Origin of the sequence: Pseudomonas sp. MYb541 (genome assembly GCF_037479595.1) — a bacterium.
In the GTDB taxonomy this organism is placed as follows: Bacteria; Pseudomonadota; Gammaproteobacteria; order Pseudomonadales; family Pseudomonadaceae; genus Aquipseudomonas; species Aquipseudomonas canadensis.
Genome location: NZ_JBBGYS010000036.1, coordinates 1 through 12,916, shown reverse-complemented (window position 1 = coordinate 12,916; position 12,916 = coordinate 1). Strand labels below are relative to the sequence as shown.

12 protein-coding genes and 1 pseudogene are annotated in these 12,916 nt (G+C 61.2%); 3 read left to right on the top strand and 10 right to left on the bottom strand.

Annotated features, from left to right (window positions below; genetic code table 11):
• Window positions 1-66 precede the first annotated feature (66 nt).
• Window positions 67-684: an FKBP-type peptidyl-prolyl cis-trans isomerase gene (locus tag WH299_RS21115; RefSeq protein WP_017477811.1), complete on the bottom strand. Its 618-nt coding sequence runs from the start codon at window positions 682-684 to the stop codon at window positions 67-69.
• A 249-nt stretch (window positions 685-933) separates the two neighbouring features.
• On the opposite strand from WH299_RS21115, the pseudogene WH299_RS29730 reads away from it, so the two are divergent.
• Both WH299_RS29730 and WH299_RS29725 read left to right on the top strand, forming a co-directional pair.
• Window positions 934-1,998: pseudogene (locus WH299_RS29730) on the top strand (methyl-accepting chemotaxis protein); the annotation flags it as partial.
• Window positions 1,990-2,853, top strand: coding sequence for a methyl-accepting chemotaxis protein (locus WH299_RS29725; RefSeq protein WP_371923957.1), 864 nt, complete (start codon window positions 1,990-1,992; stop codon window positions 2,851-2,853). The pseudogene WH299_RS29730 and the gene WH299_RS29725, both read left to right, overlap by 9 nt.
• A gap of 196 nt (window positions 2,854-3,049) precedes the next feature.
• Here WH299_RS29725 and WH299_RS21105 read toward each other — a convergent pair whose 3' ends face one another.
• From WH299_RS21105 to WH299_RS21090, 4 genes are read right to left on the bottom strand one after another with little or no spacing between them, the layout of a single operon-like run.
• Window positions 3,050-3,418, bottom strand: a complete 369-nt coding sequence (locus WH299_RS21105) for a glyoxalase superfamily protein (RefSeq protein ID WP_323625183.1) — start codon at window positions 3,416-3,418, stop codon at window positions 3,050-3,052.
• Between the two features lie 29 nt (window positions 3,419-3,447).
• On the bottom strand, window positions 3,448-4,911 hold the full coding sequence (locus WH299_RS21100; RefSeq protein WP_339551206.1) for an N-acyl-D-amino-acid deacylase family protein: 1,464 nt from the start codon (window positions 4,909-4,911) through the stop codon (window positions 3,448-3,450).
• 1 nt (window position 4,912) lies between these two features.
• Window positions 4,913-5,773: a MurR/RpiR family transcriptional regulator gene (locus WH299_RS21095; RefSeq protein ID WP_339551205.1), complete on the bottom strand. Its 861-nt coding sequence runs from the start codon at window positions 5,771-5,773 to the stop codon at window positions 4,913-4,915.
• Window positions 5,774-5,799: 26 nt separating this feature from the next.
• On the bottom strand, window positions 5,800-7,149 hold the full coding sequence (locus WH299_RS21090; RefSeq protein WP_178083568.1) for a GntT/GntP/DsdX family permease: 1,350 nt from the start codon (window positions 7,147-7,149) through the stop codon (window positions 5,800-5,802).
• 248 nt (window positions 7,150-7,397) lie between these two features.
• Between WH299_RS21090 and WH299_RS21085 the strand changes: the two genes are divergently transcribed.
• Window positions 7,398-7,778, top strand: coding sequence for a lysozyme inhibitor LprI family protein (locus tag WH299_RS21085; RefSeq protein ID WP_339551204.1), 381 nt, complete (start codon window positions 7,398-7,400; stop codon window positions 7,776-7,778).
• A 4-nt stretch (window positions 7,779-7,782) separates the two neighbouring features.
• Here the strand turns inward: WH299_RS21085 and WH299_RS21080 are convergent, their stop codons facing one another.
• From WH299_RS21080 to WH299_RS21060, 5 genes are all read right to left on the bottom strand, one after another.
• Window positions 7,783-9,228 (bottom strand): SulP family inorganic anion transporter, encoded by a 1,446-nt coding sequence (locus WH299_RS21080; RefSeq protein WP_339551203.1) that lies wholly within the window; start codon window positions 9,226-9,228, stop codon window positions 7,783-7,785.
• Window positions 9,229-9,437: 209 nt separating this feature from the next.
• Window positions 9,438-10,331, bottom strand: a complete 894-nt coding sequence (locus WH299_RS21075; RefSeq protein WP_339551202.1) for an NAD-dependent epimerase/dehydratase family protein — start codon at window positions 10,329-10,331, stop codon at window positions 9,438-9,440.
• A 103-nt stretch (window positions 10,332-10,434) separates the two neighbouring features.
• Window positions 10,435-11,331 carry a LysR family transcriptional regulator gene (locus WH299_RS21070; protein ID WP_123477907.1) on the bottom strand — a complete coding sequence of 299 codons (897 nt, stop codon included), beginning with the start codon at window positions 11,329-11,331 and terminating at the stop codon, window positions 10,435-10,437.
• A gap of 30 nt (window positions 11,332-11,361) precedes the next feature.
• Window positions 11,362-11,952, bottom strand: a complete 591-nt coding sequence (locus WH299_RS21065) for an NAD(P)H-dependent oxidoreductase (RefSeq protein WP_122725609.1) — start codon at window positions 11,950-11,952, stop codon at window positions 11,362-11,364.
• A gap of 120 nt (window positions 11,953-12,072) precedes the next feature.
• Entirely contained in the window at window positions 12,073-12,837 is a 765-nt protein-coding gene (locus WH299_RS21060) for a sulfite exporter TauE/SafE family protein (RefSeq protein WP_126571422.1), read from the bottom strand.
• Window positions 12,838-12,916 lie beyond the last annotated feature (79 nt).

The following is a 12,916-nucleotide window of genomic DNA, read 5'->3' as shown; positions in this document are numbered from 1 at the left end:
CCAAGTCGCCGGCATCGCGGACAAGCCCGGCTCCCACATAAAGCCAGGCACAGTAATCAGCAGGTCTTACAGAACGTCGAGCAGCTCGACGTCAAACACCAGAACGCTGTGCGGCGGGATGCTGCCAACGCCTTGAGCGCCGTAAGCCAGTTCGCTCGGCACGTACAGGCGCCATTTGCTGCCGGCATTCATCAGTTGCAGGGCTTCGGTCCAGCCGGCGATCACGCCGCCCACCGGGAATTCCGCAGGCTGGCCGCGCTCGTAGGAGCTGTCGAACACAGTCCCGTCGATCAGGGTGCCGTGGTAGTGAGTGCGCACTTGATCTTCACGGGTCGGCTTGGCGCCGTCACCGGCGGTCAGCACTTCGAATTGCAGGCCGGAAGCCAGAGTGGTGATGCCATCACGCTTGGCGTTTTCAGCCAGGAAAGCCAGGCCTTCGCCAGCAGCGGCTTCAGCTTTGGCAGCCGCTTCGGCTTGCATGATTTCGCGGATAACCTTGAAGCTGGCAGCCATTTGCTCTTGGTCAACACGGCTTGGCTTACCGGCGAAGGCGTCGGTCAGGCCGGCCAGGATTGCGTCCAGGCTCACACCCGGTGGCGGGTTGTCGCGCAGTTGGTCGCCCAACTGACGGCCGATACCGTAGCTGACGCGGGTTTCGTCGGTGGACAGATTAACTTCGGACATGAAGAGGCTCCGCTGTAGGACAACACGGTTTCCCGCGCAATCCAGAACTAAAAGGGTCCGCAGACTAGCACACAAGACCGGCCCAAGATCAGCCCCCTCCCCGGCCAGCCACTGCAGCGGCGACCCTTCGTCGCACCTTACGAATTAGCATTTCAGATTCAACACCTGCCGCCGATACAGCCCTACACAGCAGCTGGCTCCAAAACCAATAACCGTCCAGCACCCCCCATCATTCTTGCGGAGCATTCGATGAATAGCTGGTTCGGCAACATTAGCGTCAATCTCAAACTGGGCCTGGGCTTCGGCCTGGTACTGGTCCTCACCTCGATCCTGGCCCTGACCGGCTGGACCAGCCTGGGCGGCCTGATTGATCGCAGCAACTGGATGAGCGACATCACTCAGCTCAATGCGTCGTTGACCAAGCTACGTATCGTGCGCCTGCAGTACATGCTCGCCAACGGCGATGAAGCCGTGGCCCAGAACGTACAGACCAACCTGGATGCGTTCGCTGCCCAGCAACAGAAGCTGCTCGACAGCTTCAAAAGCCCAGAAAACCTCAAGCTGCTCAACGAGCAAAAGTCCATCATCACCGCTTACCAGCAGTCGCTGAACAAAATGCGTGAGGCCTACCGTAACGGCAACGCCTCGCGCCAGGTGATGGGCGACAAGGCGGATATCGCCAATGCGCAGATCAACGCATTGGAAACCAGCGTGAAGCAAATGCCCGACAGTTCGGAGCACCTGGCGCAGTTCCAGGCGGTGGCCGACGCCAAGATGCAGTTCCAGTTGGCTCGCTACGAAGTACGCGGCTACACCGGTAACGTCAGCCCGGAGACCGAAGCACGCGCGGCTGCACAGATTGAAAAAGCCATCGCCGGCGTGAAAGACCTCAGCGCCGCATTCGGCGCCAGCCAGCAAAGTGCGCTGACCGCGTTGGAAACGGCCCTGGGCGCCTATCGCAGCGCCGTTCAGAACTACAAGGCAGCCAACGCCAACATCGTCACTGCGCGCGCCGAAATGACCACCCAGGGCGCTGATATCGTCACGATCAGCGACAAACTGTATGACATCCAACTGACCCGCCGCGACGCAGAAAGCGCCCAGGCCCGCAGCCTTCAACTGATCAGCACCTTGTTGGCCCTGTTGGTTGGCGTCATCGCAGCATGGGTCATCACCCGCCAGATCACCCGCCCGATCCAGGAAACCCTGGCGGTGGTGGAGCGCATTGCCTCCGGCGACTTGAGCCACAACATCCAGGTCACTCGTCGCGATGAACTGGGCGTGTTGCAACAAGGTATCCAGCGCATGGGCACCACCTTGCGTGAGTTGATCAGCGGTATTCGTGACGGCGTGACACAGATCGCCAGCGCCGCCGAAGAACTGTCGGCCGTGACCGAGCAGACCAGCGCCGGAGTAAACAGTCAGAAGATCGAGACCGACCAGGTCGCCACCGCGATGCACGAAATGACTGCCACCGTGCAGGAAGTGGCGCGCAACGCGGAGCAAGCGTCCCAGGCCGCCGCCGATGCCGATGGCCAAGCCCGCGCAGGCGACAAGGTGGTGGCCGAGGCCATCGCCCAGATCGAGCGTCTGGCCGCTGAAGTGGCGCGTTCCACCGACGCCATGACCCACCTGCAACAAGAGAGCAACAAGATCGGCAGCGTGATGGACGTGATCAAGGCCGTCGCCGAACAGACCAACCTGCTGGCCCTCAACGCGGCGATCGAAGCCGCGCGGGCTGGTGAAGCCGGGCGTGGGTTTGCCGTGGTCGCCGACGAAGTGCGCGGCCTGGCCCAGCGCACGCAAAAATCCACCGAGGAAATCGAAGGCCTGGTCGCTGGTTTGCAGAACGGCACCCAACAAGTGGCCAACGTGATGAACAACAGCCGCAGCCTGACCGACAGCAGTGTCGAGCTGACGCGCAAGGCCGGTGTGTCACTGGAGAACATCACCCGTACGGTGTCGAATATCCAGTCGATGAACCAGCAGATTGCCGCCGCCGCCGAGCAGCAAAGCGCCGTGGCTGAAGAGATCAGCCGCAGCATTGTGAATGTGCGGGATGTGTCGGAGCAGACCGCTACGGCGAGTGACGAGACGGCCAAGTCGAGTGTTGAACTGGCGCGCTTGGGTAGCCAGTTGCAGCAGATGGTCAGCCATTTCCGGGTGTAAGAAACCAAAAAGCCGCCTTGGTACACCGAGGCGGCCCTCCCTAGGTGGGGCCTTACCTCCAGCGCACTTACCGGAACACGTGCGCCTTAGGACGCAGGTCGAATGCGCCTTTTGAGATCACAACCCCAGCCACTAACTGGGATTGCAAAAAAAACCGCCCTACTAAGGCGGTTTTTTATTGCCTGAGATTTACCCCTCAGCCCTCGCCTTCCTCAACAAACACCACCCGATTCCCAAACGGATCCTTGATGCTCATCTCCCGCGAGCCCCATGGCGTTTCCTCAACCCCGGGCTTGGCATACCGATAGTCCTTGCCCGCCAACTGCTGCTGATAGGCGTCCACGCCTTGTGCCTGAATTCGCACCGCCGCGCCCGGCGAGGCATCGCCATGATGCTCGGATAAATGCAGCACGCAGTCCCCCAAAGACACCTGCAAATACAGCGGGAAATTGGCCTCGAAACGATGCTGCCAATCCACCTTGAATCCCAGGAAGTCGACGTAGAATTCCAACGCCTTGGCCTCGTCGAAGATCCGCAGGATGGGGGTGACTTTTCCTAAGTGCATGGCAACCGCTCCGTCTAAATAAGCGTCCACTATAGAGACGAAAACCCCCGACGCAAATCCCCACTGCGCGCCAGGAACCGACCCGGCCGCTGACCATTCGCCTGCCCATCGCTGTAGCTCAGCACGCCGTTGACCCACACCCCGTCAATGCCTTCCGCTGCGCGCTGCGGCTCCTTGAAGTCCGCCACATCGCGCACGCGCAACGGGTCGAACAACACCAGGTCGGCCCAGTGCCCTTCGCGGATTTCACCCCGCTCCGCCAGGCCAAAACGCGCGGCTGAAAGGCCCGTCATCTTGTGCACGGCGGTATGCAATGGGAACAACCCGACATCCCGGCTGAAATGCCCCAACACCCGTGGAAACGCACCCCACAAACGCGGATGTGGGAACGGATCTTCCGGCAGCCCATCCGACCCGACCATCGACAACGGATGCGCCAGGATGCGCCGCACATCCGCCTCATCCATTCCGTAGTACACCGCGCCTGCCGGTTGTAGCCGACGGGCTGCGTCCATCAACGAAACATCCCACTCAGCGGCGATATCCTGCAAATCACGCCCGCCCATTTCCGGGTGTGGTGTCGACCAGGTGATGGTGATCCGAAAGGCGTCAGTCACCTGCTTGAGATCCAGGGTCGAAGAACTCGCCGCATAGGGGTAGCAATCACACCCCACGGGATGGGTTTTAGCCGCCAGTTCCAGCGACGCCAACAACTGCGGGCTACGCCCCCAGTTACCGGCGCCGGCACATTTGAGGTGGGAAATGATCACCGGCGCCTTGGCATGCCGGCCGATCAGGAACGCCTCGTCCATCGCCTCCAGCACCGGCTCGAATTCACTGCGCAAATGGGTGGTGTACACCGCGCCGAAAGCGGTGAGTGCTTCACTCAGTTGCAGCACTTCATCGGTCTCGGCGTTGAACGCGCTGGCGTAGGCCAAGCCTGTGGATAAACCAAGGGCACCGTCTTCGAGACTCTCTTGCAACTGCGCGCGCATGGCGGCAATTTCATCCGCTGAGGCAGTGCGGTGCAGGTCATCCATATGGTTGCTGCGCAGCGCCGTATGGCCGACCAACGCCGCGACGTTGACCGCCGGGTGAGCGTTCTCGACCGCCGTGCGATAGTCGGTGAAACGCGGATACACAAACGCCGAAGCACTGCCCAGCAGGTTCATCGGATCCGGCGGATCACTGCGCAACGTCACCGGCGACGCGCTGATGCCACAGTTGCCGACAATCACCGTGGTCACACCCTGGCTCAGTTTGGGCAGCATCTGCGGATGGCGGATCACCACGGTATCGTCGTGGGTATGCACGTCGATAAACCCCGGCGCCAGCACACGTCCGCACGCCTCGACTTCATGCTCGGCCACAGCCGTCGACAAGTCGCCGATCGTCTCGATGCGCCCGTCGCGCAGCCCCACATCGGCGACGTAGCCTGGGGTGTTACTGCCATCAATGATCAGCGCCTGACGGATCAACGTGTCGTACTTCATATCAATCTCCAAGCGGCAGGCTGTCGGGGCCGCCGCGATAATCGTCCAGGGCCAGCTTGATCCGGCGCAGGCGTTCCTGGTTGTCGTCCGGCAGGGCCAATGCCAGCTCGGTGGCGAGCAAGTCGATGGCCAGCAGCATTCCGTAGCGCGCCGCGGTGGGCTTGTAGATAAAACTGGTTTCGGCCGGTTGCAGCGGCAGCAGCACGTCCGCCAACTGGGCCAGGGGCGACTCGGCCAGGGTGATGGCGACAATGCGCGCGTCGTAGTTGCGTGCCAGCGTCACCACGTCCAACAACTCGGGGGTGAGGCCGGTCAGGGAGCACACGATCAACGCATGTTCCGGTCCCAGCGTTGCCGCCGTGACGCGCATCATTACCGGGTCATGGCAGGCGCCAATCGGATAACCCAGGCGTACCAGGCGCACTTGCAACTCATCGCTGCACAGGCTCGACGGGCCGCCCATGCCGAACGCATGGATCATCCGCGCCTTGCCCAACAGGCTCACTGCATCGACGAAACCCGCCTGGTTGAACCCCGACAAGTGCTGACGCAACGTCGCCTCGATATCCCCCAGGATCTGCCGATGAAACGCCGACTGCTCCGGCAACCCCGCAGGGTCGAGGAAGCGACTGCCGACCCCGCTGGCCTGGGCCAATTGCAGACGCAAATCCCGCAGATCCCGGCAACCCACACTGCGCGCGAACCGCGACAAGGTGGCCGTACTGACCTCGGCCCGCTGGGACAACGCTTCCAGGCTGGCCGACGCGGCAAAGCCCACGTCATCGAGCATCAGCTTGGCGATACGCCCTTCACCGGCGCTGAAAGAGTCCTGGCGGGCGCGGATCTGGTAGAGGATGTCCATGGGGGCTCCGGGTTACAGAATGCGGCTCATAAAACAAGAGACAGGCCGTAGGTGAGACCGAAGGCGACTAAAGAAATCAGGGTCTCCAACACGGTCCAGGTCTTGAAGGTCTGGATCACCGTCATATTGAAGTATTCCTTGATCAGCCAGAAGCCGCCGTCGTTCACGTGGGAAAAGATCACCGAACCCGCGCCGGTGGCCAGCACCAGCAATTCAGGGTGTGGATAACCCAGGCCCATGGCAACCGGTGCTACCACGCCGGACGCGGTGGTCATGGCGACGGTGGCCGAGCCCGTGGCAATACGCATCAGCGCGGCAAACAGCCAACCCATTACCAAAGGCGACAGCTGGAAAGCATGGGCCAGGCCGAGAATTTCGTTGGTCACACCCGCATCCACCAGGATGCGATTCAAACCGCCGCCCGCGCCCACCAGCAGGGTGATGCTCGCGGTCGGCGCGAGGCATTCGTTGGTGAACTTGAGGATCGACTCGCGGTTGAAGCCTTGGGCGATACCCAAGGTCCAGAAGCTCACCAAGGTCGCCACCAGCAGCGCGATCACCGAGTTGCCGATAAACAATAGGAACTGGTTGAAACCGGTGCCCGGCGTGGAAATCACGTTGGCCCAACCGCCGATCATCATCAGCACCACCGGCAATAGGATGGTGCCCATGGTCAGCGTGAAACTCGGCAAGCGAGTACGCGGTTCGCGCTCGATGAATTGGCGTTCCAGCGGGTTTTCCGCCGGCAGATGAATACGCGGCACGATGAATTTGGCGTAGACGGGACCTGCGATGATTGCCGTCGGAATACCGATCAGGATGGCGTAGAGCACGGTCTGCCCCACCGACGCGTTGTACGCCAGCACTGCCATCATCGCCGCCGGGTGCGGTGGCACCAGCGCATGCACCACCGACAGGCCGGCGACCATCGGCAAACCGACCATCAGGATCGATACGCCTACACGGCGCGCCACGGTAAAGGCAATCGGCACCAGCAGCACAAAACCGACCTCGAAAAACAGCGGCAGCCCTACCAGGAAGGCGATGCACACCATGGCCCAGTGCGCATTGCGCTCGCCGAAACGGTTGATCAACGTGCGTGCCACCTGCTCGGCGCCGCCGGACTCGGCCATCATCTTGCCGAGCATGGTGCCCAGCGCCACGACCAGGGCGATATGCCCCAGGGTCTTGCCGACGCCTGCTTCGTAGGAACCCATGATGGTGTCCGCCGGCATCCCGGCCATCAGCGCCAGGCCGATGGATACCAGGGTGATGACGATAAACGGATTGAGCCGGTAACGTGCAATCAGCACGATCAAAGCAATGATGGCGATGGCAGCGTATGCCAATAGCCCGAAGCCCGGTGATGCGGCCATGCGGTACTCCTCGGAAAGGGTCACGTCGAATTGGTTGTGAAACTCATAAATCATTACCGAAGAGTATTTTCAATTTTTATGAAAGTAATTTTCGCCCACGGATAAGCGCTGTCGCGTTGGGATATGCCCAACGGTCGCCTATGAAAATTCGGGGAGTGTTCTTACATGAACATCAGAAGATGCTGGAAACTCAAACGCCGCCATCGAGTCATAGAATGCGCCTCCCCTCATGCCCAGGAAAACCGACCATGATTCGCACCTCCCTAGCCGTCAGCGCTTTGTTTCTCGCCCTGTGCGGCAGTGCCGCGGCCGCTGATAACGCGGCGTTGAAAAAATGCATGGACAGCGCCAACACGACCGCGGACATGGTTAATTGCAACGCCAAGGAAGCCAAGGTCCAGGACACGCGCCTGAACAAGGCCTACAAGACCGCCCTCGCCGCCCAGGAAGGTGCGCGCAAGCAGCAACTGCAAGACGTGCAGCGCCTGTGGATAAGATACCGTGATGCCAACTGCGGCTTCGCCGGCTCCGCGACCGGCGGCACCATCGACCAGGTCAACGGCTCCGGCTGCGTGCTGGACATGACCCAGACCCGCGCCCAGGAACTCGAAGACCTGGTCGGGCCGTGATCACTTACTCATGATGGACCCGGGCGCGCTTGAGCAGTTTCTTGCAGCGCTCCGACAAATGCAGTACCCGCAGGTGCTTGCCGGCTTTGGTGTAACGCTCACGCAGGGTCATCAGCGCCGCAATCGCTGAATAGTCGACAAAGCTCAGGTGACGGCAATCCAGCGTCACCTGGGCCGGGTCGTTGGCCGGGTCGAACCTGTTGAGGAACGGCGTGGTCGAGGCAAAAAACAAGGTGCCATGCAGGCGATAGAGCTTGCTGCCATCGGCCTCCAGGTGTTCATCGGCATACAGCTCGCGCGCCTGTTGCCAGGCGAAGTTCAGCGCCGCAATCACAATCCCGCACATCACGGCCGTGGCCAGGTCGGTGAACACGGTGATCACCGTCACCGCGATAATCACCAGCACGTCATTCAACGGCACCTTGTTGATCACCCGCAAGGACGCCCAGGCGAAGGTCTGCTGTGACACCACAAACATCACGCCCACCAGCGCCGCCAGCGGGATCCGCTCGATAAACGGCGACAGGAACAGGATGAACAGCAAGATCATCACCCCGGCAAACACCCCGGAAAAACGCCCGCGCCCGCCGGAGCTGAGGTTGATCACGGTTTGCCCGATCATCGCGCAACCGCCCATGCCGCCAAACAGGCCCGAGACCATATTGGCCGCGCCCAGGGCTACGCTTTCGCGGTCGGGGTAGCCACGGGTCTCGGTGATTTCGTCGGTGAGATTCAGGGTGAGCAGGGTTTCCAGCAGGCCGACCATGGCCATCAGGAACGCATACGGCGCGATGATGGCGAGGGTTTCCAGGGTCCAGGGGATTTGCGGCAGGGCAAAGGCGGGCAGGCCACCAGCGATATGGGCCATGTCGCCCAGGGTGCGGGTCGGCAGGCCGAGCAGGTACACCGCCAGGCCCACGCCGAGGATCGCCACCAATGCAGGCGGCACCGCGCGGGTGATGCGCGGCAGCAGGTAGACGATGGCCATGGTCACCAACACCAGGCCGATCATCACGTACAGCGGCGTGCCGCTGAGCCAGTGTTCACCGCTCTTGAAGTGCTCCAACTGCGCCAGGGCAATGATGATCGCCAGGCCATTCACGAACCCTAGCATTACCGGGTGCGGCACCATGCGCACCAGCTTGCCCAGGCGCAGCAGGCCGAAGGCGACCATGATCAACCCGCCCAGCAACACCGTCGCCAGCAGGTATTCCACACCGTGTTGCACCACCAGCGCCACGATCACCACCGCCATCGAGCCGGCCGCACCGGACACCATGCCGGGTCTGCCGCCGAACAATGCCGTTAGGGTGCAGATGATAAAGGCGCCATAGAGCCCCATCAGCGGATTGAGGTGGGCCACGAGGGCAAAAGCGATGCATTCGGGCAGCAGCGCAAAAGACGTGGTGAGGCCGGCCAGGGCATCGGCGCGCAGACGGGTGAGATTCATGAGATACCAGGGTAATGCGGGGGATAAGGCGGGGAATGGTACGGAATTGAAGGGAATGGGGCTAGTCTCGAAGACCGTATCGTCCCCTTCGCGAGCAAGCCCGCTCCCACATTTGACCGAGTTCCAGCTTTGGAATGCAGTCAGTGTGGAAGCGGCGGTGCGACGATTCGACTTGCTCGCGAAAGAAGCGCCCCGGTATCAAGCGAACATCACACCATCTCGTGGCGAATCCACTCCACCACCGACGTACGCTTCGGCACCCAGCCCAGCAACTCACGAGCATGCTTGCCCCGCACCCGGCTGTTGGAGCCCAGGCCATAGTTGGCCATTTCATAGCCCCACTCGGCTTCAGCATCGGCTAATGGCCAATCCTGGGGTTTGCCCAGATTCAGGGCTTCGGCGATGGCGGTGGTCATGTCGATAAACGCCGCCTCGCTGCTTTCCACAAAGTAGAAGGTGCCCGGTACGTTCTTGTTCAGTGCCAGCAGGTACAGCGCCACCACGTCGTCAATGTGCACGTTGGACCAGATGTTCTGCCCACTGCCCACATGGCGCACCACCCCACTCTTGCGCGCCTGCTTGAGCAGACGCGGCAATTGCACGCTGTCGCGCTTCACGCCCAGGCTGTGACCGTAGATCAGGGTGTTGCAGATCACCGCCGAGTTCACGCCTTCGTTGGCAGCCGCCAGGATCAGGTTGTCGATGGCAACGCGAGCGGCTTTGTCGACGGTCGGCTCCGGCAAGTTATCTTCGAAGTAGATGACATCGCTGGACTTGCCGCCCGACGCATCCCCCACGATGCTTGAACCGCTGGTGTGCAGGAATGGCTTGTTCGAGCCCTTCAACGCTGCCAGCAGGGTTTCCACGGCTGCGCGATGGTCGCTGCTGGCGGCATTGATCACGGCATCGGCCTTTTGCGCTTGCTCGGTCAATACAGCGTCGTCATCCAGGGTGCCGATCACTGGGGTGATACCCAATGCGGTCATCTCGGCCGCCTGCTCGGCGCTGCGCACCAGGCCAGTCACGCTGTGGCCTGCCTTGACCAGGCCGGTTGCGATGGAACCCCCGATAAAACCTGCTGCGCCGGTTACGAATACGTTCATGGAGAGTGCTCCTGAGTGAGTAAGTGATGGGACCAGTATCAAGGGCCGATCCCTGACGAATAAGCCCTTATTGCCCAATTCACTCTTGCGCGAAGGTCACGAATCAGCAGGCATACCGCGCCAGCTTGGCCTGGATGAAGTCGAGGAAACACTGGATGCGCAACGCCAGCTGCGAGTTACGGTAGAACACCGCATGGATCGGCTGACGATAACCGCTGTTGAACGCTTCCAAGACCGGCACCAGGCGCCCGGCTTCAATGTCGTCGATGGTCATGAAGTTCGACAGGCAGCAGATGCCCTGCCCTTCAAGCGCCAAATGACGCACGGTTTCACCGCTGGACGCGGCCACGCCGGGCTGGATCAACCAGCGGTCGCCCTCCACATGGCGCAGCGGCCAGTGGTTGAGGGTCTCGGTCTGGGTGAACCCCAGCAAGGTGTGGTCCGCCAATTCGGCAACCGTGTTCGGCGTGCCGTGTTGCTTGAGGTAGTCAGGGCTGGCGAGGATATGCAGCGGCGTGCAGCCGAGCGCGCGCGCATGCAGGGTGGAGTCGGCCAACGCACCGATGCGGATGGCGATGTCAGTACTCTGCTCCAACAGGTCGATGATCAGGTCATCGCTGTTCAGCTCCAGCTGGATATCCGGGTAAAGACTGCGAAACTCCGCGATATACGGCACGATCCCATGCAGCATAAAGGGCACCGCCGCATTGATGCGCAGGCGCCCCGCCGGTTTTTTCTGGCGTGACGACAGGCGCTCTTCCAGCTCATCCATCTGCGCCAGGATCACTTTGGCCTGTTCGAAGAAGTACTTGCCCTCCTCGGTCAGGTCCATGCGTCGCGTGGTGCGGTTGATCAGCGTGGTGTCGAGCTTGGCTTCCAGGCGTGACAAGGTGCGACTGACTGCCGAGGGCGTCTGCCCGACCTGTTCTGCGGCAGCGGAAATCGAACCGCATTCAATCACGCTGACGAAGATCTGTAGCTCATCGGATCGGGCTTTCACAGGCGCTCCTCGTTATCGGTTCACAGCAGCTTACACCGAGAAATTGAACACCTGCGCCAGATGCTGCTCATAGCGTGCTACGTCAGCCTCGATCGCCGGGCGCTTCATCACGTCCACACACAAGAAGGTCGGCAGGCCGGTCATGCCAAGGAATTCATTGGCCTTGTGGAACGGGAAATACACCGCGTCCACACCCTTGGCTTCGAAGAAGTCGGTCGGGTCGTCGAAGGCTTGCTGCGGCGCGTTCCAGGTCAGCGAGAGCATGTACTGCTTGCCCTGGACCAAGCCGCCGCTGCCATATTTCTGCGAGGCATCGGAGCGCGTGCGACCGTCGCTGGCGTACAGGCTGCCGTGGCCTTCGGTGAAGACTTCGTCGATGTATTTCTTGACGATCCACGGCGCGCCCATCCACCAGCCGGGCATCTGGTAGATGATCACGTCGGCCCAGAGAAATTTTGCGACTTCTTCGGCCACGTCGTAGCCTTCGTCGATGTGAGTGACTTTGACGTCGAGGCCGGCGCGGTCCAGCACGGCCACGGCGGCATCATGCAGGGTGGTGTTGTAGCGGCCATCGGAGTGAGCGAATTTTTTGCCGCCGTTGAGCAGGAGGATTTTTTTCATGGGAGGGCATCCAGAAGGGTTAAAAATGTCTGCCGGCAGGCTATCGACATTGGCCCCTCGGAATAAGCGGCGGCACGGCAAAATACATTTGACCGCAAAGCACGAATGCACAACCCATTGTTAACCGCTGATCAGCAGATGCGCGCCCAGCAAGGCCATGCCGACGAAAAACACGCGCTTGAACAACACGGCACTGATGCGCTGACGCACCGCCTGGCCCAGCCACATGCCCAGCAGTGCCGGCACCAGCGCCAGCAGTGACGCGTTGATTTCACCCCCACCGAGGGTGCCGCGCCAGGCCAGCCCCGCCGCCAATGCCAGGGTGGAAGCCGTGAACGACAGCCCCAGCGCCTGTACCAACTGATCACGGTTCAAGCCCAGGGCCTGCAGATAGGGCACAGCAGGAATCACGAACACACCGGTCGCTGAAGTGATGACTCCCGTGATGACCCCGCACAGAGGGCCCAGCCAACGTTCAGTCTCAGGTTTTACCTTGAGCGTCGGCAGGAACAATCCGCTCAGCGCATACACCAGCAACGCACCGCCCAACGCATGGCCCACCCAGCTTCCCCCGCTCATGCCCAGCCACAGCGTGCCAAACCCGGTGCCGAGGAAGATCAGCAGCAGCATGGGCCACAGGCGTTTGAGCAACGCACTCAGATGCCCACCGAACGCCAATTGCCACAGGTTGGTGATCGTCGAAGGGATGATCAGCAACGCCGCAGCCTGCGCCGGTAACATAGCCAGGCCGAGCAAGCCCATGGAGACTGTCGGCAAGCCCAGGCCGATCACACCCTTGACGGTGCCGGCCAGCACGAAGGTGCCGATCACCAGCAGGGTCAAGGCGGGGCCGATTTGTTGGTAGAACGCGAGGAAAGTATTCATAAGGGGATTGTGCGGCTTTTCGCTGAAGGCTGAAATTCGCCATATACTGAGGCAGCCTCTTGTTTTGTGAGAGGCTGAT